The 25,763-nt window shown below is 52.5% G+C and carries 32 protein-coding genes; 9 read left to right on the top strand and 23 right to left on the bottom strand.

Going from position 1 to position 25,763, the window contains the following annotated elements; all coding sequences use genetic code 11:
* Positions 1-11 precede the first annotated feature (11 nt).
* Genes rplB through rpsJ form a run of 5 tightly spaced genes read right to left on the bottom strand, consistent with a single transcriptional unit; the run spans position 12 to position 2,739 of the window.
* Complete coding sequence (gene rplB / locus HU143_RS01980; RefSeq protein WP_000301869.1) at positions 12-833, bottom strand: 50S ribosomal protein L2; 822 nt, start codon at positions 831-833, stop codon at positions 12-14.
* Positions 834-850: 17 nt separating this feature from the next.
* Positions 851-1,153, bottom strand: coding sequence for a 50S ribosomal protein L23 (rplW, locus tag HU143_RS01975; protein ID WP_000617546.1), 303 nt, complete (start codon positions 1,151-1,153; stop codon positions 851-853).
* Positions 1,150-1,755 carry a 50S ribosomal protein L4 gene (rplD, locus tag HU143_RS01970; RefSeq protein ID WP_000424395.1) on the bottom strand — a complete coding sequence of 202 codons (606 nt, stop codon included), beginning with the start codon at positions 1,753-1,755 and terminating at the stop codon, positions 1,150-1,152. The genes rplW and rplD overlap by 4 nt, the downstream gene beginning before the upstream one ends.
* A gap of 10 nt (positions 1,756-1,765) precedes the next feature.
* Positions 1,766-2,395 (bottom strand): 50S ribosomal protein L3, encoded by a 630-nt coding sequence (gene rplC, locus HU143_RS01965; protein ID WP_000579838.1) that lies wholly within the window; start codon positions 2,393-2,395, stop codon positions 1,766-1,768.
* 32 nt (positions 2,396-2,427) lie between these two features.
* Positions 2,428-2,739: a 30S ribosomal protein S10 gene (rpsJ, locus tag HU143_RS01960; RefSeq protein WP_001181005.1), complete on the bottom strand. Its 312-nt coding sequence runs from the start codon at positions 2,737-2,739 to the stop codon at positions 2,428-2,430.
* Between the two features lie 379 nt (positions 2,740-3,118).
* On the opposite strand from rpsJ, the gene hopD reads away from it, so the two are divergent.
* A complete protein-coding gene (gene hopD / locus HU143_RS01955) occupies positions 3,119-3,586 on the top strand; it encodes a prepilin peptidase (RefSeq protein ID WP_000495848.1) in 468 nt (155 codons plus the stop codon).
* On the opposite strand, the gene bfr is transcribed toward hopD, so the two are convergent.
* From bfr to fkpA, 11 genes are all read right to left on the bottom strand, one after another.
* Entirely contained in the window at positions 3,583-4,059 is a 477-nt protein-coding gene (gene bfr, locus HU143_RS01950; RefSeq protein WP_000675530.1) for a bacterioferritin, read from the bottom strand. The two genes, hopD and bfr, sit on opposite strands and share 4 nt — an antisense overlap.
* A 72-nt stretch (positions 4,060-4,131) precedes the next feature.
* On the bottom strand, positions 4,132-4,326 hold the full coding sequence (bfd, locus tag HU143_RS01945; RefSeq protein ID WP_000289082.1) for a bacterioferritin-associated ferredoxin: 195 nt from the start codon (positions 4,324-4,326) through the stop codon (positions 4,132-4,134).
* 184 nt (positions 4,327-4,510) lie between these two features.
* A complete protein-coding gene (gene tuf, locus HU143_RS01940; protein WP_000031748.1) occupies positions 4,511-5,695 on the bottom strand; it encodes an elongation factor Tu in 1,185 nt (394 codons plus the stop codon).
* A 71-nt stretch (positions 5,696-5,766) separates the two neighbouring features.
* A complete protein-coding gene (gene fusA, locus HU143_RS01935; protein WP_000124693.1) occupies positions 5,767-7,881 on the bottom strand; it encodes an elongation factor G in 2,115 nt (704 codons plus the stop codon).
* 96 nt (positions 7,882-7,977) lie between these two features.
* The gene (gene rpsG / locus HU143_RS01930; RefSeq protein WP_001138042.1) at positions 7,978-8,448 is read right to left on the bottom strand and encodes a 30S ribosomal protein S7; all 471 of its coding nucleotides are present in this window, start codon (positions 8,446-8,448) and stop codon (positions 7,978-7,980) included.
* Positions 8,449-8,543: 95 nt separating this feature from the next.
* Positions 8,544-8,918: a 30S ribosomal protein S12 gene (gene rpsL / locus HU143_RS01925; RefSeq protein ID WP_000246815.1), complete on the bottom strand. Its 375-nt coding sequence runs from the start codon at positions 8,916-8,918 to the stop codon at positions 8,544-8,546.
* A 125-nt stretch (positions 8,919-9,043) separates the two neighbouring features.
* Positions 9,044-9,331 (bottom strand): sulfurtransferase complex subunit TusB, encoded by a 288-nt coding sequence (gene tusB, locus HU143_RS01920; RefSeq protein WP_000903403.1) that lies wholly within the window; start codon positions 9,329-9,331, stop codon positions 9,044-9,046.
* Between the two features lie 7 nt (positions 9,332-9,338).
* Entirely contained in the window at positions 9,339-9,695 is a 357-nt protein-coding gene (gene tusC, locus HU143_RS01915) for a sulfurtransferase complex subunit TusC (protein WP_000820705.1), read from the bottom strand.
* Complete coding sequence (gene tusD / locus HU143_RS01910; RefSeq protein ID WP_001268012.1) at positions 9,695-10,081, bottom strand: sulfurtransferase complex subunit TusD; 387 nt, start codon at positions 10,079-10,081, stop codon at positions 9,695-9,697. Before tusD ends, tusC begins: the two co-directional genes overlap by 1 nt.
* Positions 10,081-10,803, bottom strand: coding sequence for a helix-turn-helix transcriptional regulator (locus HU143_RS01905; RefSeq protein ID WP_000091471.1), 723 nt, complete (start codon positions 10,801-10,803; stop codon positions 10,081-10,083). The genes tusD and HU143_RS01905 overlap by 1 nt, the downstream gene beginning before the upstream one ends.
* 276 nt (positions 10,804-11,079) lie before the next feature.
* A complete protein-coding gene (gene fkpA, locus HU143_RS01900; protein ID WP_000838222.1) occupies positions 11,080-11,898 on the bottom strand; it encodes an FKBP-type peptidyl-prolyl cis-trans isomerase in 819 nt (272 codons plus the stop codon).
* A gap of 219 nt (positions 11,899-12,117) precedes the next feature.
* On the opposite strand from fkpA, the gene HU143_RS01895 reads away from it, so the two are divergent.
* The gene (locus tag HU143_RS01895; protein WP_001152701.1) at positions 12,118-12,336 is read left to right on the top strand and encodes a protein SlyX; all 219 of its coding nucleotides are present in this window, start codon (positions 12,118-12,120) and stop codon (positions 12,334-12,336) included.
* Positions 12,337-12,528: 192 nt separating this feature from the next.
* Here the strand turns inward: HU143_RS01895 and slyD are convergent, their stop codons facing one another.
* The 4 genes from slyD to kefG all read right to left on the bottom strand — a co-directional run bounded on the left by slyD (position 12,529) and on the right by kefG (position 15,781).
* On the bottom strand, positions 12,529-13,119 hold the full coding sequence (gene slyD, locus HU143_RS01890; protein ID WP_000861341.1) for a peptidylprolyl isomerase: 591 nt from the start codon (positions 13,117-13,119) through the stop codon (positions 12,529-12,531).
* Positions 13,120-13,213: 94 nt separating this feature from the next.
* A complete protein-coding gene (locus HU143_RS01885) occupies positions 13,214-13,414 on the bottom strand; it encodes a YheV family putative zinc ribbon protein (RefSeq protein WP_001007735.1) in 201 nt (66 codons plus the stop codon).
* 10 nt (positions 13,415-13,424) lie between these two features.
* Entirely contained in the window at positions 13,425-15,230 is a 1,806-nt protein-coding gene (gene kefB, locus HU143_RS01880; RefSeq protein WP_000398133.1) for a glutathione-regulated potassium-efflux system protein KefB, read from the bottom strand.
* A complete protein-coding gene (gene kefG / locus HU143_RS01875; protein WP_000081820.1) occupies positions 15,230-15,781 on the bottom strand; it encodes a glutathione-regulated potassium-efflux system ancillary protein KefG in 552 nt (183 codons plus the stop codon). Before kefG ends, kefB begins: the two co-directional genes overlap by 1 nt.
* A gap of 265 nt (positions 15,782-16,046) precedes the next feature.
* Between kefG and HU143_RS01870 the strand changes: the two genes are divergently transcribed.
* Both HU143_RS01870 and HU143_RS01865 read left to right on the top strand, forming a co-directional pair.
* Positions 16,047-17,954, top strand: coding sequence for an ABC transporter ATP-binding protein (locus HU143_RS01870; protein ID WP_023226788.1), 1,908 nt, complete (start codon positions 16,047-16,049; stop codon positions 17,952-17,954).
* Between the two features lie 38 nt (positions 17,955-17,992).
* Entirely contained in the window at positions 17,993-18,214 is a 222-nt protein-coding gene (locus HU143_RS01865; RefSeq protein WP_001054035.1) for a LysR family transcriptional regulator, read from the top strand.
* A 1-nt stretch (position 18,215) separates the two neighbouring features.
* Here the strand turns inward: HU143_RS01865 and HU143_RS01860 are convergent, their stop codons facing one another.
* On the bottom strand, positions 18,216-18,527 hold the full coding sequence (locus HU143_RS01860; protein ID WP_000047690.1) for a monooxygenase: 312 nt from the start codon (positions 18,525-18,527) through the stop codon (positions 18,216-18,218).
* Between the two features lie 196 nt (positions 18,528-18,723).
* On the opposite strand from HU143_RS01860, the gene HU143_RS01855 reads away from it, so the two are divergent.
* Genes HU143_RS01855 through HU143_RS01845 form a run of 3 tightly spaced genes read left to right on the top strand, consistent with a single transcriptional unit; the run spans position 18,724 to position 20,927 of the window.
* Positions 18,724-19,791 (top strand): hydrolase, encoded by a 1,068-nt coding sequence (locus tag HU143_RS01855; protein WP_001214115.1) that lies wholly within the window; start codon positions 18,724-18,726, stop codon positions 19,789-19,791.
* Positions 19,788-20,006, top strand: coding sequence for a YheU family protein (locus HU143_RS01850; protein WP_000586568.1), 219 nt, complete (start codon positions 19,788-19,790; stop codon positions 20,004-20,006). Before HU143_RS01855 ends, HU143_RS01850 begins: the two co-directional genes overlap by 4 nt.
* Before the next feature lie 51 nt (positions 20,007-20,057).
* On the top strand, positions 20,058-20,927 hold the full coding sequence (locus HU143_RS01845; RefSeq protein ID WP_001274690.1) for a phosphoribulokinase: 870 nt from the start codon (positions 20,058-20,060) through the stop codon (positions 20,925-20,927).
* 95 nt (positions 20,928-21,022) lie between these two features.
* Here the strand turns inward: HU143_RS01845 and HU143_RS01840 are convergent, their stop codons facing one another.
* Complete coding sequence (locus tag HU143_RS01840; protein ID WP_001148919.1) at positions 21,023-21,427, bottom strand: OsmC family protein; 405 nt, start codon at positions 21,425-21,427, stop codon at positions 21,023-21,025.
* Between the two features lie 307 nt (positions 21,428-21,734).
* On the opposite strand from HU143_RS01840, the gene crp reads away from it, so the two are divergent.
* Positions 21,735-22,367, top strand: coding sequence for a cAMP-activated global transcriptional regulator CRP (gene crp, locus HU143_RS01835; RefSeq protein ID WP_000242758.1), 633 nt, complete (start codon positions 21,735-21,737; stop codon positions 22,365-22,367).
* A 48-nt stretch (positions 22,368-22,415) separates the two neighbouring features.
* Positions 22,416-24,503, top strand: a complete 2,088-nt coding sequence (locus HU143_RS01830) for a YccS/YhfK family putative transporter (protein ID WP_000269310.1) — start codon at positions 22,416-22,418, stop codon at positions 24,501-24,503.
* 42 nt (positions 24,504-24,545) lie between these two features.
* On the opposite strand, the gene argD is transcribed toward HU143_RS01830, so the two are convergent.
* Positions 24,546-25,763, bottom strand: coding sequence for a bifunctional acetylornithine/succinyldiaminopimelate transaminase (gene argD, locus HU143_RS01825; protein ID WP_000190023.1), 1,218 nt, complete (start codon positions 25,761-25,763; stop codon positions 24,546-24,548).

Here is a 25,763-nt window from a genome sequence, read left to right as displayed (position 1 = left end):
ATCCTCTAAAATTATTTGCTACGGCGACGTACGATGAATTTATCAGTACGCTTGTTGCTGCGGGTCTTCTTACCTTTGGTCTGAACGCCCCACGGAGTTACCGGGTGCTTACCAAAGTTACGACCTTCACCACCACCATGTGGGTGGTCTACTGGGTTCATCGCAGTACCGCGAACGGTAGGACGAACACCACGCCAGCGTGCAGCACCTGCTTTACCCAGAACGCGCAGCATATGCTCAGCATTGCCAACTTCGCCCAGGGTTGCACGGCAGTCTGCTTCGACTTTACGCATTTCACCAGAACGCAGACGCAGGGTGACATAAGCGCCATCGCGAGCAACGATCTGAACGTAAGTACCAGCGGAACGTGCCAGCTGACCGCCTTTACCTGGTTTCATTTCTACGTTATGAACGGTAGAACCAACCGGGATATTGCGCATCGGCAGGGTGTTGCCTGCTTTGATTGCAGCATCAACGCCAGACTGAATCTGGTCGCCAGCTTTCAGGCCTTTCGGGGCCAGGATGTAACGGCGTTCGCCGTCTTTGTACAGAACCAGCGCGATGTTCGCGGAACGGTTCGGATCGTACTCAAGACGTTCAACAACTGCCGGGATACCGTCTTTGTTGCGTTTGAAGTCAACAATACGATAAGCCTGTTTGTGACCACCACCGATATGACGAGTGGTGATACGGCCATTGTTGTTACGACCACCGGATTTGCTGTTTTTTTCAACCAGCGGAGCAAAAGGTTTGCCCTTGTGCAGCTCTGGGTTGACCACTTTAACGACGTGGCGACGACCCGGAGATGTCGGTTTACATTTAACAACTGCCATTGTATTACTCCTCCGACTTACTCAGCGCCGCCGACGAAGTCCAGATTCTGGCCTTCTTTCAGGGTGACGTAAGCTTTTTTCCAGTCGCTACGACGACCGATACGCTGTCCGTGACGTTTAACTTTCCCTTTAACGACCAGGGTGTTAACGACTTCGACTTCGACTTCAAACAGTTTCTGCACAGCAGCTTTGATTTCTGCTTTGGTCGCGTCTTTAGCAACTTTGAGAACGATGGTGTTGGTTTTTTCCATCGCAGTAGACGCTTTTTCAGAAACGTGCGGTGCGCGCAGCACCTTCAGCAGACGTTCTTCACGAATCATGCCAGCATCTCCTCAACTTGCTTAACAGCATCAGCAGTCATTACGACTTTGTCGAAGGCGATCAGGCTAACCGGGTCGATACCAGTCGCATCGCGTACGTCAACCTTGTGCAGGTTACGTGCGGCCAGGAACAGGTTCTCGTCCAGCTCACCGGTGATGATCAGCACATCTTCCAGAGCCATGTCTTTCAGTTTCTGTGCCAGCAGCTTAGTTTTCGGCGCTTCTACAGAGAACTTCTCGACAACGATCAGACGATCCTGACGTACCAGTTCGGACAGGATGCTTTTCAGCGCGCCGCGGTACATCTTCTTGTTAACTTTTTGACTGTGGTCCTGCGGACGAGCAGCGAAGGTCACGCCACCGGAACGCCAGATCGGGCTCTTGATAGAACCTGAACGCGCACGGCCAGTGCCTTTCTGGCGCCACGGTTTTTTACCGGAACCAGTTACTTCAGCACGAGTCTTCTGAGCACGAGTACCCTGACGAGCACCAGCTGCATAAGCAACAACAACCTGGTGAACCAGCGCTTCGTTGAAATCACGACCGAAGGTAGTTTCGGAAACAGTCAGCGCGCTCTGCGCGTCTTTCAATACTAATTCCATTGCTATCCCCTTACGCCTTCACAGCTGGTTTAACGATCAGGTCGCAACCGGTTGCACCCGGAACACCACCCTTAACCAGCAGCAGGTTGCGCTCAGCGTCAACGCGTACTACGTCAAGGCTCTGAACGGTTACGCGCTCATTACCCATCTGACCTGCCATTTTCTTGCCTTTGAACACTTTGCCCGGAGTCTGGTTCTGACCGATAGAACCCGGAACGCGGTGAGACAAGGAGTTACCGTGAGTAGCGTCCTGGGTACGGAAGTTCCAGCGCTTAACGGTACCAGCGAAACCTTTACCTTTAGAGGTACCGGTTACGTCAACTTTTTTAACGTCAGCAAACAGTTCAACGCTGATGCTCTGACCTACGGTGTATTCTTCGCCTTCAGCCAGACGGAATTCCCACAGACCACGGCCAGCTTCTACGCCAGCTTTAGCAAAGTGACCCGCTTCCGGCTTGGTGACACGGTTAGCTTTTTTAGCACCCGTAGTAACCTGAACAGCGCGGTAGCCATCGTTAGCCAGGTCTTTAACCTGAGTAACACGGTTTGCTTCAACTTCGATTACGGTTACTGGGATAGAGACGCCATCTTCAGTGAAGATGCGGGTCATACCCACTTTTTTACCGACTAAACCAATCATTGTATCAACCTCTCAATCGCTCGATGACCTGATTAACCCAGGCTGATCTGCACGTCTACACCGGCAGCCAGGTCCAGACGCATCAGAGCATCAACGGTTTTCTCGGTTGGCTCAACGATGTCAACCAGACGCTTGTGAGTGCGAATTTCGTACTGATCGCGCGCATCTTTGTTAACGTGCGGAGAGATCAGAACGGTAAAGCGCTCTTTGCGGGTCGGCAGCGGGATCGGACCGCGAACCTGCGCACCAGTGCGCTTGGCAGTCTCGACGATTTCCGCGGTTGATTGATCGATCAGACGATGATCAAACGCTTTCAGGCGGATACGGATTCTTTGGTTCTGCATGAGACCAGAGCTCCAATTATTTTATAAACGAAAATGATTACTCCTCACACCCATTACGATTGATGGGAGAGTGTAACCGTTCTTACGTAGCTCCCCGATTGGGAGCATTGTTAAATAGCCAAATCGGCTATTCGAGGTTCAAATCGAACCTGCCGTCAATTACGACAAGCCCGCGCATTATACGTAAATCTCAGCCTGACGCAAGTGTCGGATAGAAATTAAGCGCTTTATTCTTATGCGAGCATGATTCCAGATGGTACGCATGGAATGGCAACGCGCATCTTTTCTTTGGAAGGCATCAGGCAAACCTGGCAATACGTCGTTGTCGCTGTCGCATAAATCTATAAAGGTGAGCGCAAGCCTTGACGAGGATTTGCTTATGTTTGTTGCCCTCCCCTTTCTCATTTTTTATGCGTCGTTCTCTTTATTACTTGGCATATACGACGCGCGTACCGGTCTGCTGCCTGACCGGTTTACTTGTCCATTGCTGTGGGGTGGTCTGCTTTATCACCAGATTTGCCTGCCGGAGCGTTTACCGGATGCGCTTTGGGGCGCTATCGCCGGCTATGGCGGATTCGCGTTAATTTACTGGGGCTATCGCCTGCGTTATCAGAAAGAGGGGCTCGGATATGGCGACGTCAAGTACCTTGCTGCCTTAGGGGCGTGGCATTGTTGGGAAACACTGCCGTTACTGGTTTTCCTTGCCGCTATGTTGGCCTGTGGCGGGTTTGGCGTCGCGCTACTGGTGAGAGGTAAATCGGCATTAATAAACCCGCTACCTTTTGGGCCATGGCTGGCGGTGGCGGGTTTCATAACAGGTTGGAAAGTTTTCTTTCCAGACGGTTAATCGGTAACCTTAATTTGTGATTGCAGATAATTTTGCATACCAAGTTTGGCAATCAAATCCAGCTCAGTTTCCAGCCAGTCGATGTGGCCTTCCTCGTCGGCAAGAATTTCAATCATCATATCCCGGCTGACATAATCATGAACGCTATCGGCATAGGCTATTGCCTCACGTAGATCTTTTGCGCCTTCCAGTTCGAGTCGGAGATCCGATCGTAGCATCTCTTCGACATCTTCACCGATGCCCAGCTTGCCCAGATCCTGTAGGTTCGGTATGCCTTCCAGAAATAAAATACGCTCAATATACTTATCGGCGTGTTTCATCTCATCAATGGATTCATGGTACTCAACATCATTAAGCCGGGTCAGGCCCCAGTTTTTGAACATACGGGCATGAAGAAAATACTGATTAATTGCGACAAGCTCATTTCCCAATAGTTTATTGAGATAATTTATGATTTTAACATCACCTTTCATTTTATAGTCCCTCCGCTTCCACTCTCTAGAGCGTAGATGGGGCTACAGGGATGTCAAAAAAAAGAGTGTGACTCAGGCGATCTCTTTAAATTCCGGCATTTGCGTTAACTCATCCTGCATCACTTCTCGCGCGGCGCGAATACACTTACCACATTGATTTCCCACAGGAATAAATTTACGCAACTGTTGAAATGACTGTGGATGAAATTGTCGTACAGCCTGGCGGATTTTTTTATCGCTTATACCATTACACAAACAAACGTACATGATCGCTCCCGTTCAATTTCCGCACAAAGTGTAAATGAGAATGGTTATGATTACAATAGCACAAAGCGATTTACGCCACGGGAGAAGCGTTAAAAAGGGTGAATAAATATAACAGCGGCTAAATAGCAGGCAACAAAAAGGGCGCCGAAGCGCCCTCTTCAATTCAAAACTAATTAACGAGTAATTAGCCCAGAACTTTAGCAACAACGCCCGCGCCAACAGTACGGCCGCCTTCACGGATTGCGAAACGCAGACCGTCGTCCATTGCGATCGGGTGGATCAGGGTAACAACCATTTTGATGTTGTCGCCCGGCATTACCATCTCCACGCCTTCCGGCAGTTCGATGGTACCAGTCACGTCAGTAGTACGGAAGTAGAACTGCGGACGGTAGCCTTTGAAGAACGGAGTATGACGGCCGCCTTCATCTTTGGACAGAATGTACACTTCAGATTCGAACTTGGTGTGCGGCTTGATGGTGCCCGGCTTAGCCAGTACCTGACCACGTTCGATTTCTTCACGTTTGATACCACGCAGCAGAACACCTACGTTCTCACCGGCACGGCCTTCGTCCAGCAGTTTGCGGAACATTTCAACGCCAGTACAGGTAGACTTCTGAGTCTCTTTGATACCAACGATTTCAACTTCTTCGCCCACTTTGATGATACCGCGTTCTACACGACCGGTAACAACGGTACCACGACCGGAGATGGAGAATACGTCTTCGATCGGCAGCAGGAACGGCTTGTCAATCGCACGCTCTGGTTCCGGGATGTAAGAATCCAGGAAGCCAGCCAGTTCGATGATTTTCGCTTCCCACTCTGCGTCGCCTTCCAGCGCTTTCAGAGCAGAACCACGAACGATCGGAGTGTCGTCGCCCGGGAAGTCGTACTGAGACAGCAGTTCGCGAACTTCCATCTCAACCAGTTCCAGCAGCTCTTCGTCATCAACCATGTCGCATTTGTTCAGGAACACGATGATGTACGGAACGCCTACCTGACGACCCAGCAGGATGTGCTCACGGGTCTGCGGCATCGGGCCGTCAGTCGCAGCAACAACCAGGATCGCGCCGTCCATCTGAGCAGCACCGGTGATCATGTTTTTAACATAGTCGGCGTGCCCCGGGCAGTCTACGTGTGCGTAGTGGCGGGTCGGGGTATCGTATTCAACGTGAGAAGTGTTGATGGTGATACCACGCGCTTTTTCTTCCGGCGCGTTATCGATCTGGTCGAATGCACGAGCAGCACCGCCGTAGGTTTTAGCCAGTACGGTGGTGATTGCAGCGGTCAGGGTAGTTTTACCGTGGTCAACGTGGCCGATGGTGCCGACGTTAACGTGCGGTTTTGTACGTTCAAATTTTTCTTTAGACACGGCTATATTCCTTACTATAGCGCTCTCCCCTTCAGGAGAGAGCACGGGATTTTGGTTTTTAACCCTGCGGCTTATTTACCACGGGCTTCGATTACGGCCTGAGCAACGTTGTTCGGCGCATCATCATACTTCAGGAATTCCATAGTGTACGATGCGCGACCTTTGGTCAGAGAACGCAGCTGAGTTGCATATCCGAACATTTCAGACAGCGGTACTTCAGCGTGGATCTTAACGCCTGTAACTTCAGATTCCTGACCTTTGAGCATACCACGACGGCGGCTAAGGTCGCCGATAACGTCACCGGTATTCTCTTCAGGTGTTTCTACTTCAACCTTCATGATCGGCTCAAGCAGAACTGGTTTTGCTTTCTTAAAGCCTTCTTTAAAGGCGATAGACGCAGCCAGTTTAAACGCCAGCTCAGAGGAGTCAACGTCATGGTAAGAACCGAAGTGCAGACGCACACCGAGATCAACTACCGGATAACCCGCCAGCGGGCCAGATTTCAGCTGCTCCTGGATGCCTTTATCAACGGCCGGGATGTATTCGCCAGGAATTACACCACCTTTGATGTCGTTGATGAACTCGTAACCTTTCGGGTTAGAGCCCGGCTCCAGCGGGTACATGTCGATAACAACATGACCATACTGACCGCGACCACCAGACTGTTTCGCGTGTTTACCTTCGATGTCGGTAACTTTCGCGCGAATCGCTTCGCGGTAAGCAACCTGAGGTTTACCCACGTTAGCTTCAACGTTGAATTCACGCTTCATACGGTCAACGATGATATCCAGGTGAAGTTCACCCATACCAGCGATGATGGTCTGGTTAGATTCTTCATCAGTCCATACGCGGAATGACGGGTCTTCTTTCGCCAGACGGCCCAGAGCCAGACCCATTTTTTCCTGGTCAGCTTTGGTTTTCGGTTCTACCGCGATGGAGATTACCGGCTCAGGGAATTCCATACGTTCCAGAATGATCGGGTTTTCCGGATCACACAGGGTGTCACCGGTAGTCACGTCTTTCAGGCCGATAGCAGCCGCGATGTCGCCCGCGCGAACTTCTTTGATCTCTTCACGTTTGTTGGCGTGCATCTGAACGATACGACCGAAACGCTCACGTGCGGTTTTCACGGAGTTCAGTACGGTATCACCAGAGTTAACCACACCGGAGTACACACGGAAGAAGGTCAGGTTACCCACAAACGGGTCGGTAGCGATTTTGAACGCCAGCGCAGAGAACGGCTCGTCGTCGCTTGCGTGACGCTCAGCCGGAGTATCTTTACCGTCGTCCAGAATACCGTTGATCGCAGGTACGTCTACCGGGGATGGCAGGTAATCAATTACCGCATCCAGCATCGCCTGAACACCTTTGTTCTTGAATGCAGAACCACAGGTTACCAGGATGATTTCGTTGTTCAGAACGCGCTGACGCAGAGCTTGTTTGATCTCTTCTTCAGTCAGTTCTTCACCACCCAGGTATTTTTCCATCAGCTCTTCAGAAGCTTCTGCGGCGGACTCGATCAGGTTCTGGTGCCATTCGTTAGCCAGGTCCTGCATGTCAGCCGGGATATCTTCGTATTCGAAGGTAACGCCCTGGTCGGCATCGTTCCAGTTGATGGCTTTCATTTTCACCAGGTCAACAACGCCGGTGAAACCTTCTTCAGCACCAATTGCCAGCTGCAGCGGAACCGGGTTCGCGCCCAGACGGGTTTTGATCTGACCAACAACTTTCAGGAAGTTCGCGCCCATGCGGTCCATTTTGTTAACGAACGCAATGCGCGGAACTTTGTATTTGTTTGCCTGACGCCATACGGTTTCAGACTGCGGCTGAACACCACCAACTGCGCAGTAAACCATTACCGCACCATCGAGAACACGCATGGAACGTTCTACTTCGATAGTGAAGTCAACGTGCCCCGGGGTGTCGATGATGTTGATGCGATGCGGTTCATACTGCTTAGCCATACCAGACCAGAATGCAGTAGTCGCTGCGGAGGTGATAGTAATACCACGCTCCTGCTCCTGCTCCATCCAGTCCATGGTAGCTGCGCCGTCATGAACTTCACCGATTTTGTGGTTTACACCGGTGTAGAACAGAATACGTTCGGTAGTAGTGGTTTTACCGGCGTCGATGTGCGCACTGATACCGATATTACGGTAGCGTGCGATGGGTGTTGTACGAGCCATTTGATTCCTCGTTGATATCTTTAGGCGTTCAGTTAAGTTATCCAAAACGGGCGACTTACCTGAAGCGCCCGCCTGGTGACTATGACTCCGAAGGGATTACCAACGGTAGTGTGCGAACGCCTTGTTGGCTTCTGCCATACGGTGAACGTCTTCACGTTTCTTAACTGCAGTACCTTTGTTGTCTGCAGCGTCAGAAAGTTCGTTCGCCAGGCGCAGAGCCATGGATTTATCACCGCGTTTACGAGCAGCTTCTACGATCCAACGCATTGCCAGAGCATTACGACGGACCGGACGGACTTCAACTGGTACCTGATAAGTAGAACCACCTACACGGCGGGATTTAACTTCTACAGTCGGGCGAACGTTTTCGAGAGCGACTTCGAAAGCTTCCAGTTCAGATTTACCAGAACGCTGAGCCAGGGTCTCCAGCGCGCTGTATACGATTGATTCTGCAGTAGATTTTTTACCATCTACCATCAGGATATTGACAAATTTAGCCAGCAGTTCTGATCCGAACTTCGGATCCGGCAGAATTTTACGCTGACCAATGACGCGACGACGTGGCATGGAAATACTCCGTTGTTAATTCAGGATTGTCCAAAACTCTACGAGTTTAGTTTGACATTAATTTAAAACGTTTGGCCTTACTTAACGGAGAACCATTAAGCCTTAGGACGCTTCACGCCGTACTTAGAACGAGCTTGCTTACGGTCTTTAACGCCGGAGCAGTCAAGCGCGCCACGAACGGTGTGGTAACGAACACCCGGGAGGTCTTTAACACGACCGCCACGGATCAGGATCACGGAGTGCTCCTGCAGGTTGTGACCTTCACCACCGATGTAGGAAGTCACTTCAAAACCGTTAGTCAGACGAACACGGCAAACTTTACGCAGTGCGGAGTTCGGTTTTTTAGGAGTGGTAGTATATACACGAGTACATACGCCACGTTTTTGCGGGCATGCTTCCAGCGCAGGCACGTTGCTTTTCGCAACTTTGCGAGCACGTGGTTTGCGTACCAGCTGGTTAACTGTTGCCATTAAATAGCTCCTGGTTTTAGCTTTTGCTTCGTAAACACGTAATAAAACGCCCTCACACAATATGAGGACGCCGAATTTTAGGGCGGTGTCGAAAAGGTGTCAAGAAATATACAACGATCCCGCCATCACCAGGCCATCTGGTTGGCATACTTAACCGTGAGTCTGACAAACTCAGTATAGTCAACCCTGACGACACTGTCTGAAATTTGACCGCCCAGGCCGCGGGCGTCAATGTCTTCTTTCAAGGCATAGACCGTTATGGGGGCATCGCGCAGACTTTCAAGGTAGCGGTTACCTTCAATCGCGACGGTAACGCCATCCTGGAGCAACAAAAGCGCATCGCCCTCTTTTAGCAGACGCAGCAAAGCGGGAAAATCAACGCCCGAGGCGCAATAAGGTAAGGTATGCAGCATAAACGACTCAGAATCTCAGGATGACATCATAGTTGCCAAGCTCGCGGCGTAACGCCACGGGTTCCAGCGGCGTGGCGTCTACCACAAAATTAACGTTTTCCAGACCACGCTCGCGCAGCGATGCCGCGCAGATCCAGCATTGATCAATATCGTACAAATCAAAGAGCTTGAAAGTAGCAATATAATCACGCGCCAGCACAGCGTCTGGTTTTTGTCCCGGTAATAACTGAAAGACGCCGTCGCTGATAAAAAAGACGCCCAGCGCTTCCGTTAGCGCTGACGTCGCCAGCAGCGCATCCAGTCCTTCACGGCCTGAGGCGCTACCGTGCGGCGCGGTGGAAAAGACAAATGCAATACGTTTCATTAAAACTGCACCACCCGATCGCAGGTGAGAGAAGCCTCCGCCAGCGCGCCCAGGCCGCTTAGCGTAAAGCCCGGCTGAAGATTGGCGGACGGCAACCCCAGTCTGCCGGCTTCAGTTTCATCAATAATACCGCGACGAAGCGCCGCCGCGACACAGATGTTCAGCGCTACGCCATGCTGCGTATTCAATTTCTGCCAGGCGCGTACCAGATCATATTCATCGCTCGCCGGCGAGGTCAGGAGATTGGCGTTATAGACACCTTCCCGATAGAAAAAGACGCTGGCTAACTCATGCCCCTCATTGAGCAGCGCGTGGGCGAACTGCAATGCGCTGCTGGCCTGCTGGGTGCCATATGCCGGCCCGGTGACCATAATGGCATAACGCATTATTTATCCTGCCCCTGAAAATCGCCGCTTTTGAACTGGCGAATATAGAGGTAAACCGTGTGTTTTGAGATATTCAGACGATCGGCTACCTGGTTAATGGCGTCTTTAATATCGAAAATGCCTTTTTCGTACAAGTTAAGGACGATCTGACGATTTTTCGCATTGTTAGAGACATTACGATCGGCATTCACTTCTTCGATCGTGAACTCCAGCGTCTGGGTGACTAAATCTTCGACTGAGGAGGCAAAATTAACCGCTGAGCCGACTTCCGGCGTTTCCGGCGGAATAAAGGTATTCATAATCTGTGAAAATGGCACATCAAGATTCATGTTGATGCACAGTAGACCAATGACGCGCTGCTCGCGGTTGCGAATGGCAATCGTCAACGACTTCATCAAGACACCGCTTTTCGCGCGCGTAAAATAGCATTTCGACACGCTACTGTCCGCCCCTGTCATGTCGTGCAACATACGCAACGCCAGGTCGGTAATCGGCGAGCCAATTTTACGGCCCGTATGTTCGCCATTGGCAATACGAATGGCTGAACATTTTAGATCCTGCAAAGAGTGCAATACGATTTCACAATGGGAACCTATAAGCATCGCTAACCCGTCCACTACCGCTTCGTAGGATTTCAGAATATCGAAGTCGGTTTGCTCGAAGGGACGCTGATCCAGCAAATCAAGTTCACTGGTTTCGTTGGTTAAAAGCGACCTGGACATGAAAAAAAACACTCCTTTTCAGGAGCCTGTCGTTATGTTTTCAGGGCAGGCTCATTATTTACGCGGATGATTAAATTAATACAGTGAGGGTTCATCTTTCCAGTACTAATTTGCTCGTCTATTTCAGACTACGTGTGCGTTGGCGGTCATTCAGCCTACGGTCTCGCCCTTAACGACCAGCGCAAGCGCCGTTATCCGCAAATCAAATTATGGTGAGTAATATATCCGGCCTGAATAAAAAAAACCGCCGCTATTACAAGCGGCGGCTCTCAGTTTTTATTTTTTAGCAGCATCTGCGGCTTTAGCGTCAGCCGCATCGGCAGGTTTAGCATCCGCTTTCGGCGCTGGTTTGATATCCAGCAGCTCTACGTCGAATACCAGGGTGGAGTTCGCCGGGATACCCGGAACGCCCGTTTTACCGTAGGCCAGCGCCGGTGGGATAACCAGCTTGATCTTGCCGCCTTTCTTAATATTTTTCAGGCCTTCAGTCCAGCCAGGGATAACGCCGTCCAGACGGAAGGAGAGCGGTTCGCCGCGCGTGTAAGAGTTATCAAACTCTTTACCGTCGATCAGCGTACCTTTGTAGTTCACCACAACGGTATCGCTATCTTTCGGCGCCTCGCCTGTGCCTTCTTTCTCTACTTTGTAAAGCAGACCGGTAGAGGAGGTTTTCACGCCTTTCTCTTTAGCAAAAGCGTCGCGGAACGCTTTACCTTTTGCTTCGTTATCGGCAGCGTCTTTTTCCATCTTCGCCTGAGCAGCGCTCTTCACGCGTGCTTCAAACGTCTGCAGCGTTTGCTCAATTTCCTGATCGGACAGTTTGCTCTTATCGGCAAAGGCATCCTGAACGCCGGCAATCAACTGATCTTTATCCAGTTTGATGCCCAACTTTTCCTGCTCTTTAAGCGAATTTTCCATGTAACGACCCAGCGAGGCGCCCAGCGCATAAGCCGCTTTTTGATCGTCGTTTTTAAATGCTGCTTTGCTATCAGCGGTAGCTGCCGGTTTCGCCGCATCAGCAGCAAAAGTGATCGGTGCGTGCATAGCAACGGCCATCGTAGTTGCCAGCAGCGTGGCTTTAAACAGTGATTTCATCCATATCTCCAGGGCCGGGGCATCTCGCCCCATGTTAACTTACGTAAGAAGCGTACTATAAATCGTTGCAGAACAAATCAACATACGAACACGCCCTATTATCACTTCTTTTCAGACTCTTTTTGTTTAAATTAGTTTCGTAGGGCGCGTAATGGTTGCTGTGAAAGCCGGTAAAGTTAAGTAGAATCCGCCGACGGAGACAACATAAAGAGGTACATCATGCAGGATATCACGATGGAAGCTCGTCTGGCTGAACTGGAAAGCCGTCTGGCGTTCCAGGAGATTACCATAGAAGAACTAAACCTGACGGTAACCGCACATGAAATGGAGATGGCGAAGCTGCGCGATCATCTGCGTTTGCTCACGGAAAAGTTAAAAGCCAGTCAGCCGTCAAATATCGCCTCTCAGGCAGAAGAAACGCCGCCGCCGCATTATTGAGACAAAAAAAAAGCGGGGTTAACCCGCTTTTTTTGTGCCCGATGATTTATCGAACCAATGATAATACCCTAAGAATTTCGAGTCACAGCAAGGCGGCAAGCTTGAAAATTCCCCGGGAGCATAGATAACTATGTGTGTGACCGGGGTTTGAAAGCGTAGCCAACACCGCGGTGGCTTGAAAGACGACGGGGATTAATGGCAACCGCAGCCGCCTTTACCACCACCACCGCAGCAGCCTTCGCCGCCGTGCTCGTGACCATGGTCATGACCATGACCGCCACAGCAGCCGTCTTCACCGTGATCGTGGTGGTGATCGTGCGCGCCGTGAACATGACCGTGAGCCAGTTCTTCTTCAGTCGCTTCACGAATCGCAACAACTTCTACGTTAAATTTCAGATTCTGGCCAGCCAGCATGTGGTTACCATCAACCACAACGTGATCGTCTTCCACTTCGGTAATCTCTACCGGTACCGGGCCCTGGTCGGTTTCCGCCAGGAAACGCATCCCTACCTGCAGTTCATCAACGCCCATAAAGACGTCTTTAGGCACACGCTGCACCAGATTTTCGTCATACTGACCGTAAGCGTCGTTCGCGCCAACAGCGACATCAAATTTGTCGCCAACTTCATGGCCTTCCAGCGCGGTTTCCAGACCAGAGATCAGGGAGCCGTGACCGTGCAGGTAATCCAGCGGCGCACTCACCGGAGACTCATCAACCAACACACCGTCTTCTGTACGTACCTGATAGGCCAGGCTGACCACCAGGTCTTTTGCTACTTTCATGATATCTCCTGAGCATGGGAAGAATAGTGGCGCAGATTGTAGCGGAATTCTGCAGCCGTGTACCCCTTAGCTTAAAAAAACCTGCGGCATATCGCTAGTCCGGATGAAAAATCCCGATCACTTGCTCTTCTTTGCGAACATGCTCGCGAACGTCTTTATCCGCTTCCCGCATTTGATGCCCGCACTTAACGCATTCAACAATATCGACATTATTTTCACGCCACATCGCCATTGTATCCTGCGCCTGACAGGCCGGACATTTCGCGCCTGCAATAAAACGTTTACGGATTGCCATTGTTTTACCCCTACTCAAATTCATCCCAGCCATCCAACTGGCGCCGTTCCTGTTGCATTTCGCGCTGAAAAATCTCCTCCAGCTCGCGTCGGGCCTCTCTGGCGCGCGAAATCTGTACCATGTCGCTATGCTCCGGGATCAGTTCCCGCAACATTCGCATATCCAGCCGACGAAAATGCAACTGCGCGCGTTGCGCCTGATGCGGATGCATACCTAACGACACCAGAGTTTTACGTCCCAATTCCAGCGCGCTGGAAAACGTTTCACGGGAAAACTGCGTGACGCCAGCCTGTAATAACTCATGGGCCTCCACACGTCCACGCGCTCGCGCAAGAATATGCAGATGAGGAAAATGCTGCTGACACAGCGCCACCAGCTTCATCGTGTCTTCCGGTTCATTACACGTGATGACTATCGACTCCGCCGCCTCCGCGCCCGCAGAACGCAGCAGCTCGACTTGTGTAGCGTCGCCGTAATACACTTTATAACCATATTTGCGCATCAGATTAACGGCGCCGATATCGCGTTCCAGCACGGTGATACGCATCTTATTCGCCATCAATAAGCGAGCGATCACCTGACCAAAACGGCCAAAGCCGACGACAATTACCTGGGGCTTATCATCCTCAACCCACGGCTTTTCATCATTCTCTTCCGGGCCATTAAGGCGGCGCGATAACCACTTATCAATCCCTTTCATCAGTAGCGGCGTGGTCATCATTGATAACGTGACAGTCACCAATAATAACGCCATCTGATCGCCCTGAAACAGGCGCTGAGAAGAGGCGGTAGAAAAGAGCACAAAAGCGAACTCGCCCCCCTGACTCAGCACGCTGGCAAACTGCATCCGTTCAGAACTTCTTATTCCATATAACCGCGCCAGCAGATACAGCGTCAGCATTTTTATGACGACCAGAATAACAACGCTCGCCGCCACCCACAGTAAATGGGTATAAAGTACGCCGAGATTTAGCGACATACCGACGGAGATAAAGAACAGCCCAAGCAGTAAACCTTTAAAGGGATCGATAGCATTTTCCAGCTCATGCCGGTATTCGCTCTCTGCCAGTAAAACGCCGGCAATGAAGGTTCCCAGGGCCATCGACAGTCCCAGCGCATCCATAAATAAGGCGGCGCTCAACACCAGCAACAGCGTCGCGGCAGTGAAGACCTCCCGCACGCCGGACGCAGCAATAAAACGAAATACCGGGCGCAGCAGGTAGCGGCCGCCAATCAACATTACCGCGAAGGCCAATACCTTCATTGCCACTTTAAACCAGTCGAAATGCTCGTCGGCCGAACCCGCCAACAAAGGCACCAACGCCAGCGCGGGGATCACCGCTAAATCCTGAAACAGTAAGACGGAAAACCCTAACTGCCCGGACTCGCTACGATTCATGCCTTTCTCGCGCATCAGTTGTAGCGCCATCGCCGTCGAAGACATCGCCAGGCCAATCCCGCCGACGACCGCCGCCTGCCATAAGAAATCAGCAAGCATCAATAATCCCGCCAGCACCGCCGCGCTTAACAGCACCTGAGCAGCGCCGACGCCGAAGATAGAGCGCCGCAGTTGCCAAAGCCGGGACGGATTGAGTTCGAGACCAATGATAAACATCAGAAACACGACGCCCAGTTCGGAAAAGTGCAGGATCTCGTCAACGTCGCTGATAAATCCCAGTCCCCACGGACCGATGGCGATTCCCGCCAGTAAATACCCTAGCACCGCGCCGATGCCCAGCCTCGCGGCCAGCGGCACCGCCGCTACCGCCGCGAAGAGGAACAACACTCCCGCGGTCAATAAATCAGCACCTTCCATCAATAGCCTCCCGCGCTCACAGGATTCGCCAGCCACTCGCCATAGGCTTTCGCATGACTGGCCAGCGTCTGCGGCGACTGGCGGCGCGCCCAGTACACAATAATGGGCGGCATCCAGTGCATCCGGCACATGGCCGCGGTCAGTTCAAAAGGGCGGAGTACATCGCTCATTGGATAGCGGTTTAGCGCGTCATACCGGTAAGCGCTCTCCGGCTCGCCGGTCGTAATCACGCTACGCCAGTACTTTCCCACCAGTTGGTTTCCCCCTGGTCCGCTGGCGAACCCCCGACTCAAAACGCGATCAAGCCATTCTTTCAGTAAAGCCGGACAGCTATAGGTGTAAAGGGGATGCTGAAAAACAATGACGTCGTGCTCACGTAACAGGGCTTGTTCATAGGGCGTGTCGATAAAAAAATCAGGATAGCGCGCATAAAGATCGTGCACGGTTACGTTATTGTGCTGTATGGCCGGTTTAAGCAGTACCCGGTTAGCAACCGAGTCCTGAGATTCCGGATGGGCATACAACAGCAAGACTTTCGCTGGCTGAGACATCAATCCCCCTCCCGGTTGTTTTGGGTCGATACATGCCATTCTTCAGGCCGCTTCTACGTTGACAGCGTTTGTTCAACTCAGGAACGTACTCTATGTCCGCCGCTGGGGATTAATGAGAGATATTCTTGTCCCTCACCAAAGGCGGCCTGAATGATTTTGTGTATCGTTGTTGTTTTGAGCTACCATTGCGCTCCAGCGCGGCGGTACGCCCGAATATTACATTATCATAATGATAAATTAACATAGTCTGAACATACGGCGCCTTATGATTGTTTTCTCCTCGTTACAAATTCGTCGCGGCGTGCGCGTCCTACTGGACAATGCCTCGGCTACCATTAATCCAGGCCAGAAAGTCGGCCTGGTGGGTAAAAACGGCTGCGGTAAATCTACCCTGCTGGCATTGCTAAAAAATGAAATCAGCGCCGATGCCGGGAGTTTTACCCTGCCCGGAACCTGGCAATTAGCGTGGGTGAATCAGGAAACACCTGCGTTGCCTCAGCCAGCGATTGAGTATGTCATTGACGGCGACCGTGAATACCGGCAGCTGGAGGCGCAGCTTAACGACGCCAACGAACGTAACGACGGACATGCTATCGCCTCCATACATGGCAAGCTGGACGCCATCGACGCATGGACCGTTCGCTCGCGCGCCGCCAGCCTGTTACACGGCCTCGGCTTCTCTAACGATCAGCTGGAACGTCCGGTCAGCGACTTTTCCGGCGGCTGGCGGATGCGCCTTAACCTGGCCCAGGCGCTGATTTGCCGTTCCGATTTACTGCTGCTCGACGAACCGACCAACCACCTCGATCTGGATGCCGTCATCTGGCTGGAAAAATGGCTGAAGAGCTATCCGGGCACCCTGATTCTGATTTCCCACGATCGCGACTTTCTTGACCCGATAGTGGATAAAATTATCCATATCGAACAGCAGACTCTGTTCGAGTACACCGGCAACTACAGCGCGTTTGAAGTTCAGCGCGCCACGCGCCTGGCGCAGCAGCAGGCGATGTATGAGAGTCAGCAGGAGCGTGTGGCGCATCTGCAAAGCTACATCGACCGTTTCCGCGCCAAAGCGACCAAGGCCAAGCAGGCGCAAAGCCGTATCAAGATGCTGGAGCGTATGGAGCTGATTGCGCCGGCTCATGTCGACAACCCGTTCCATTTCAGCTTCCGCGCACCGGAAAGCCTGCCGAACCCGCTGCTGAAGATGGAAAAAGTCAGCGCAGGTTATGGCGATCGCATCATTCTGGAATCCATCAAGCTGAACCTGGTGCCCGGCTCGCGTATCGGCCTGCTGGGTCGCAACGGCGCGGGGAAATCGACGCTGATCAAGCTGCTGGCGGGCGAACTGGAACCGTTGCACGGTGAAATCGGCCTCGCCAAAGGCATTAAGCTCGGCTACTTCGCCCAGCACCAACTGGAGTTCCTGCGCGCCGATGAATCCCCGCTGCAACATATGGCGCGTCTGGCGCCGCAGGAACTGGAGCAGAAGCTGCGCGACTATCTCGGCGGCTTCGGTTTCCAGGGCGACAAAGTAACGGAAGAGACGCAACGCTTCTCCGGCGGCGAGAAAGCGCGTCTGGTGCTGGCGCTGATCGTCTGGCAGCGTCCAAATCTGCTGCTGCTCGATGAACCGACCAACCACCTGGATCTCGACATGCGCCAGGCGCTCACCGAAGCGCTGATTGATTTTGAAGGCGCATTGGTCGTCGTGTCGCACGACCGCCACCTGATTCGCTCCACCACTGACGACCTCTATCTGGTTCACGACAAAAAGGTCGAACCGTTCGACGGCAACCTGGAGGATTATCAGCAATGGCTGAGCGACGTGCAGAAACAGGAAAACCAGGCCGACAACGCGCCGAAGGAAAACAACGCCAACAGCGCTCAGTCACGCAAAGATCAGAAGCGTCGCGAAGCCGAGCTACGCACTCTGACGCAACCGCTGCGTAAAGAGATTACCCGTCTGGAAAAAGAGATGGAAAAGCTCAACGCCCAGTTAGCGCAGGCGGAAGAGAAGCTCGGCGACAGCAGCCTGTATGACCCAAGCCGTAAAGCGGAGATGACCGAGTGCCTGCAACTGCAGGCCAGCGCCAAATCCGGGCTGGAAGAATGTGAAATGGCATGGCTTGAGGCGCAGGAGCAGCTTGAGCAGATGATGCAGAACGACTAAGAGCCTATCCCATTAGGCTCTAACGCACGGGGCGGACGATGAACCTGTCTATCACCGATGACATTACCTTCCGCAAGCTCACCATCTTCATGATGCTTGTGGAGAAGGGTAACATCGCCCGCACCGCCGAGGCGCTGCACACGCTGAAAGAGAACGTTCGTTGTCCGCTGTTCGTCCATAAAGGCCTCTTCGGTACTCGTCCCGATATAAAGGTTACCGTTGCGGTCGGCAGCACCGGAACAGAAGGCTGCGTTATGTGATTTAGCGGCAAAGGTTGCCGTGATTTATTTTCGTCAGCGCGTCGTTCACGCCAAATAATGTAAACGTCACCTCATCAACGCCAAGATTTTTCAGACGCGCAGTGTGTTTTTTAATATAAGCCTGCGCCGTTTCTTCGGATTCAAACAAGTAAATGCCGCCAGCTTGCTGGTTTTTCTCGCTTTCTGTCCAGATTTTCCAGATGAAGCCCGGCTCCTCATTGATAGACTCCGCCAGCCCGACCAGTTGCTGAGTCATCTCCTCGCCAAAAGGGCCGCTAAAGTTAAAATGGATCTGTAAAAGTGTCTTCGACATGCCTTCTCCTTGAGTCACATAACTATCGTGTTGCCACACTACCACGATTAATTCGGCTGATGCAGAGGTTCACGCGATTTCTGTGGGGTATTGCGCGCGCCTTGCATACTGCCCTCTCTGGTGAAATGAGGCGCAATTTTATTTCCCCAGCGACCAATTGAACGTAAAATCACATATTGACTAATCTGTGAACCTTATGCGCGGTATAGTATTGTTTCCAATTATCAATTGTTCTGGTGCTATGGTTGAGATCACGTCCACAGAAATGACCCCGCCTGTCAATGACTCGCATGAATTTATTCCCATGCGTGGCATTCGTAATCGCCATTTACAAACTATGCTGCCGCGCTTAATCCGCCGCAAAGTGAAGTTCAACGCCCACTGGCAGCGGCTGGAGCTACCGGACGGCGATTTTGTCGATCTGGCATGGAGCGAAGAACCGCAACAGGCAAAGCATAAACCGCGGCTGGTGGTCTTTCACGGTCTGGAAGGCAGCCTGAACAGCCCCTATGCCCACGGGCTGATTGAGGCGGCGCAAAAGCGCGGCTGGCTGGGCGTGGTGATGCACTTTCGCGGCTGTAGCGGCGAACCCAACCGTCTGAATCGTATTTACCACTCCGGTGAAACGGAGGACGGAGCCTGGTTTTTACGCTGGCTACAGCGGGAGTTCGGCGCCGTTCCGACAGCCGCCGTGGGCTATTCGCTCGGCGGTAATATGCTGGCGTGCCTGCTGGCGAAAGAAGGCCGCGATATTCCCATCGAGGCGGCGGTAATTGTTTCTGCGCCTTTCGTTCTCGAAGCCTGTAGCTACCACATGGACAAAGGGTTTTCCCGCGTCTATCAGCGTTATTTGCTTAATCTGTTAAAAGCGAATGCGTCACGCAAGCTGGCGGCGTACCCCGGGTCGCTGCCGGTGAATCTGGCGCAACTGAAATCAATGCGCCGTATTCGCGAGTTTGACGACCTGATCACCGCGAAAATTCACGGCTTTGCCGACGCCATCGACTACTATCGTCAGTGTAGCGCCATGCCGTTGCTTAACCAGATTGCTAAACCGACGCTGATTATTCACGCTAAAGACGATCCGTTTATGGATCATCACGTGATCCCTAAAGCGGAAGATCTGCCCCCGCAGGTGGAGTATCAGCTGACTGAGCATGGCGGACACGTAGGATTTATCGGCGGTACGCCGCTGCGCCCTGAAATGTGGCTGGAACGCCGAATTCCTGACTGGCTGACAACGTACCTGGAGGCGTCATCATGATCATTCCCTGGCAGGGGCTCGCCCCCGACACGCTGGACAACCTGATCGAAAGCTTTGTGTTGCGCGAAGGCACCGATTATGGTGAACATGAACGTTCGCTTGAACAAAAAGTCGCTGACGTAAAACGCCAACTGCAATCCGGCGAGGCCGTGCTGGTATGGTCTGAATTACATGAAACGGTCAATATTATGCCGAAAAAGCAGTTTCGCGAATAAAACGCCTTTGCCAACAAGACATTATTATTAAAGCTCAATCATGGAGTTGCCATGTCAGCCAAACATCCGGTGATAGCAGTAACAGGGTCAAGCGGCGCGGGGACCACCACCACCAGTCTCGCGTTTCGTAAAATTTTCGCGCAGTTAAATCTGCACGCCGCCGAGGTGGAAGGCGACAGTTTTCATCGTTACACCCGCCCGGAAATGGACATGGCGATCCGCAAAGCGCGTGACGCCGGGCGGCATATCAGCTATTTCGGGCCTGAAGCCAATGACTTCAGCCTACTGGAACATACCTTTATTGAGTACGGGCAGACGGGTAAAGGCCAGTCGCGTAAATATCTGCATACCTATGATGAAGCCGTACCGTGGAATCAGGTTCCCGGCACGTTTACCCCCTGGCAGCCGCTTCCTGAACCGACCGATGTGCTGTTTTATGAAGGACTGCACGGCGGCGTCGTCACCCCACAACATGATGTCGCGCGTCATGTTGATCTGTTGGTTGGCGTGGTGCCTATCGTCAACCTCGAGTGGATTCAGAAACTGATTCGCGACACCAGCGAGCGCGGACACTCCCGTGAAGCGGTGATGGATTCCGTGGTGCGTTCCATGGACGACTACATCAATTACATTACGCCGCAGTTCTCGCGTACCCATATCAACTTCCAGCGCGTACCGACCGTCGACACGTCCAATCCGTTCGCCGCAAAGGGTATTCCCTCGCTGGATGAGAGTTTTGTGGTGATCCATTTCCGCAACCTGGAAGGGATCGATTTTCCCTGGCTCCTGGCGATGCTCCAGGGCTCGTTCATTTCTCACATTAATACATTAGTGGTGCCGGGCGGCAAAATGGGGCTGGCGATGGAGCTGATTATGTTGCCGCTGGTGCAGCGATTAATGGAAGGCAAAAAAATCGAATAACCGCGGTGAAATGCCCGATGGCGCTACGCTTATCGGGCCTACGAGATAAAAACGGGTAGGCCGGATAAGGCCACGCCGCCATCCGGCATCACGTGTTACGCCGCAATCACTTCATACGAATGGGTAATATTGACCGCTTTTTCCAGCATTAGCGCCACCGAGCAATATTTTTCCGCGGAGAGATCGACAGCGCGCGCGACGGCAGCCTCTTTCAGATCGCTGCCGGTAACGATAAAATGCAAATTAATGTGCGTAAACAGGCGCGGCGCGTCTTCCCGGCGCTCGGATGTCAGCTTCACTTCGCAGTTGGTGACATTCTGACGGCCCTTTTGCAGGATTGATACCACATCAATAGCGCTACATCCGCCAGCCGCCATTAATACCATCTCCATCGGACTCGGCGCTTTGTCACCGGAGTTGCCATCCATTAAAATCTGGTGGCCGGAGGAGGACTCTCCGAGGAATGTGAGTCCTTCAACCCACTTTACACGCGCTTGCATATTTCGTAACTCCAATGTTTCAATTTTCCTGAAAGATTACGCGCATACAACAAAAGTCGCAATGGAAGGCGACCTGGGTCATGCTGAAGCGAGACACCAGGAGACACACGGCGAAAGCTATGCTAAAACAGACAAGATGCTACAGTAATACATTGACGTACTGCATGTATGCAGAGGACATCACATTACAGGCTACAATCTATTTTCGTAGCCCCCTTCCCAGGTAGCGGGAAGTATATTTTTGCAACCCCAGAGACAGTGCCGTTTTCTGGCTCTGGAGACAGCTTATAACAGAGGATAACCGCGCATGGTGCTTGGCAAACCGCAAACAGACCCGACTCTTGAATGGTTCTTGTCTCATTGCCACATTCATAAGTACCCGTCAAAGAGCACGCTGATTCACCAGGGTGAAAAAGCAGAAACGCTGTACTACATCGTTAAAGGCTCCGTGGCAGTGCTGATCAAAGATGAAGAAGGGAAAGAAATGATCCTTTCTTATCTGAATCAGGGTGATTTTATTGGTGAACTGGGCCTGTTTGAAGAAGGCCAGGAACGCAGCGCCTGGGTACGTGCGAAAACCGCATGTGAGGTCGCTGAAATTTCCTACAAAAAATTTCGCCAATTAATCCAGGTCAACCCGGATATTCTGATGCGCCTCTCTTCCCAGATGGCTCGTCGCTTACAAGTCACCTCTGAAAAAGTAGGTAACCTCGCCTTCCTTGACGTCACCGGGCGTATCGCTCAGACGCTGCTGAATCTGGCGAAACAGCCCGATGCCATGACGCACCCGGATGGGATGCAGATCAAAATCACCCGTCAGGAAATCGGCCAGATCGTCGGCTGCTCCCGCGAAACCGTTGGTCGTATTTTGAAAATGCTGGAAGATCAAAACCTGATCTCCGCGCATGGCAAGACCATCGTCGTCTACGGCACCCGTTAATCCCGTCAGAATGGCGCGTTTTATCATGCGCCATTTTTGTTTGCATCGATGTGGCGAAGACTGATTTATCACCCAGAGATTAATTACGCACTACGGCAAACGCTGGTGCTGTGCCTGCCTGTGGCTGTTGGTTTATTGATAGGCCAGCTACACCTGGGCTTGCTTTTCTCTCTCGTTCCCGCCTGCTGCAACATTGCAGGTCTGGATACCCCGCACAAACGCTTTTTTAAACGCCTGATCATCGGCGCATCGCTGTTCGCCGGATGCAGTCTGGTAACGCAACTTCTGCTGGCGGAATCCATCCCCCTGCCGTTGATCCTGACCGGGCTGACGCTGGTGCTTGGCGTGACGGCGGAAATTAGCCCGCTTCACGCGCGGCTACTGCCAGCGTCGCTGATTGCCGCCATCTTTACCCTGAGCCTTGCGGGATACATGCCCGTCTGGGAGCCGCTGCTCATTTATGCGCTGGGCACGCTATGGTACGGCGTGTTTAACTGGTTTTGGTTCTGGCTATGGCGCGAACAGCCGCTGCGCGAGTCATTGAGTTTGTTATACCGTGAACTGGCCGATTATTGTGAAGCGAAATACAGCCTGCTCACCCAACATATCGATCCGGAAAAAGCGCTGCCTCCCCTGCTGATACGCCAGCAAAAAGCGGTCGATCTCATTACCCAGTGTTACCAACAGATGCATATGCTTTCGGCGCACAACAATAATGATTACAAGCGTCTACTACGGGCTTTTCAGGAAGCGATGGATTTGCAGGAGCACATCTCCGTCAGCTTGCATCAGCCGGAAGAGGTACAGAAACTGGTAGAACGCAGCCATGCGGAAGAGGTGATTCGCTGGAATGCGCAAACGGTCGCCGCCCGTCTGCGCGTGCTGGCGGATGACATTCTGTATCATCGTCTGCCGACGCGCTTCTCCATGGAAAAACAGATTGGCGCTCTGGAGAAGATCGCCAATCAGCATCCTGAAAATCCGGTAGGCCAGTTCTGCTATTGGCACTTCAGTCGAATCGCCCGTGTGCTGCGTACTCAGCGACCGCTGTACGCCCGCGACCTGATGGCCGATAAACAGCGTCGTTTGCCGCTACTTCCGGCGCTGAAAAATTATATGTCTCTTAAATCGCCGGCGCTACGCAACGCCGGACGCATCAGCGTGATGATGAGTATCGCCAGTCTGATGGGCAGTGCGTTGCACCTGCCTAAACCGTACTGGATACTCATGACGGTGCTGTTTGTCACCCAAAACGGCTATGGCGCGACGCGCGTACGTATTCTGCACCGTTCGGTCGGAACGCTGGTCGGCCTGGTGATTGCCGGCGTCACGCTGCACTTACATATTCCCGAAAGCATTACGCTGGCGGTCATGCTGGTACTAACGCTGGCAAGTTATCTGATTATTCGTAAAAACTACGGCTGGGCGACGGTCGGCTTTACGGTGACGGCGGTATACACCATCCAGTTACTGACGTTAAACGGAGAGCAGTTTATTGTGCCGAGGCTGATCGATACGCTGATTGGCTGTTTAATTGCCTTTGGCGGCATGGTCTGGCTGTGGCCGCAATGGCAAAGCGGGCTATTACGTAAAAACGCCCATGATGCGCTGGAAGCCGATCAAGAAGCCATCCGACTGATCCTCAGTAACGATCCGCAGGCCACCCCGCTCGCTTATCAAAGAATGCGGGTCAACCAGGCGCATAACACGTTATTCAACTCGTTAAATCAGGCAATGCAGGAACCCGGATTCAATACCCACTATCTGTCGGATATGAAACTGTGGGTCACGCACAGCCAGTTTATTGTCGAGCATATCAACGCTATGACGACGCTGGCGCGGGAACACACCATACTGACGCCGGATCTGGCGCAGCGCTATCTGGAATCTTGCGAGATTGCGATTCAGCGCTGCCAGCAGCGCCTGGAGTACGACAGGCCAGGCGGCTCCGGCGATGTCAATATTCTGGAGTCGCCGGACATGCCGTCACATGGCTTATTGAGCACTCTGGAACAACATTTACAGCGCATCATTGGCCATCTGAACACCATGCACACAATTTCGTCGATGGCCTGGCGTCAGCGTCCGCATCACGGTATCTGGCTGAGTAAGCGGCTACGGGATACAAAAGGTTAAGACCGACTGCCGGATGCGCTACGCTTATCCGGCAATCCGCCATCAGGCCACCACCTTCCCTACCGCCTGCGCAAAGCGCTGCATTCCTTCATGGATATCCGCCTCTTCCACCACCAGCGACGGGGCAAAACGCATCACGTCGGCTCCGGCATTGAGCACCATCACGCCAGCCTCCGCGCCTGCGTACAGAAAATCACGCGCCCGACCTTTGTACTTCGGTTTCAGTTCCGCGCCAATCAGCAGCCCCATGCCGCGAATATCGCTGAAAATGTCAAATTGCTCGTCAATCGCCTGCAAATGTTGCACAAACTGTTGCCGCTTAGTGTGAATGCCTTGTAGTACTTCTGGCGTATTAATAATATCGAATGCCGCGCCAGCCACCGCACAGGCCAGCGGATTGCCGCCATAGGTTGAACCATGCGAACCAACATGGAAGGCCGAGGCGATCTCCTGCGTGGTCAGCATGGCGCTCACCGGAAAACCGCCGCCTAACGCTTTGGCGCTGGTGAGGATATCCGGCGTGACGCCGTAGTGCATATAGGCAAACAGGTCTCCGGTGCGCCCCATCCCGCACTGCACTTCATCAAACACCAGCAACGCCTGATGCTCGTCACACAGGTCGCGTAACCCTTTGAGGAATTCCGGTGTAGCCGCCTGCACGCCGCCTTCACCCTGAATCGGCTCGACCACCACCGCGCAGGTGTGGTCATCCATTACCGCTTTCACCGCATGAAGATCGTTGAAGGGAACGTGAATAATATCGGCGGGTTTCGGTCCAAAGCCGTCGGAATATTTCGGCTGCCCGCCGACAGAGACGGTAAACAAGGAACGGCCATGAAAGGCGTTATGGAAGGCAATGATTTTCGTTTTGAACGGGCTATGGCGCACGCAGGCATAATGACGCGCCAGTTTAAAAGCGGTTTCGTTCGCTTCAGTGCCGGAATTCATAAACAGCACGCGCTCGGCAAACGTGGCGTCGATCAGTTTACGTCCCAGACGCAACGCCGGTTCATTGGTAAAAACGTTACTGGTATGCCACAAGGTTTCCCCCTGGGATTTCAGCGCCTCGACCAGTGCCGGATGGCAATGGCCCAGCGCAGTCACTGCAATCCCGCCGGCGAAATCGATATACTCTTTGCCCTGCTGATCCCATACGCGGCTGCCTTTACCTTTGACCGGAATAAAGTCCGCCGGTGCATAAACAGGCAGAATCACCTCATCAAAAGTTGCGCGCGTAATAGCCGTTTGTTCAGTTGCCAT

Source organism: Salmonella sp. SJTUF14076, from assembly GCF_015534835.1.
Classification (GTDB): Bacteria; Pseudomonadota; Gammaproteobacteria; order Enterobacterales; family Enterobacteriaceae; genus Salmonella; species Salmonella enterica.
The sequence above is the reverse complement of the archived record's forward strand: the minus strand, read 5'-3'. Positions and strand labels throughout refer to the sequence as shown.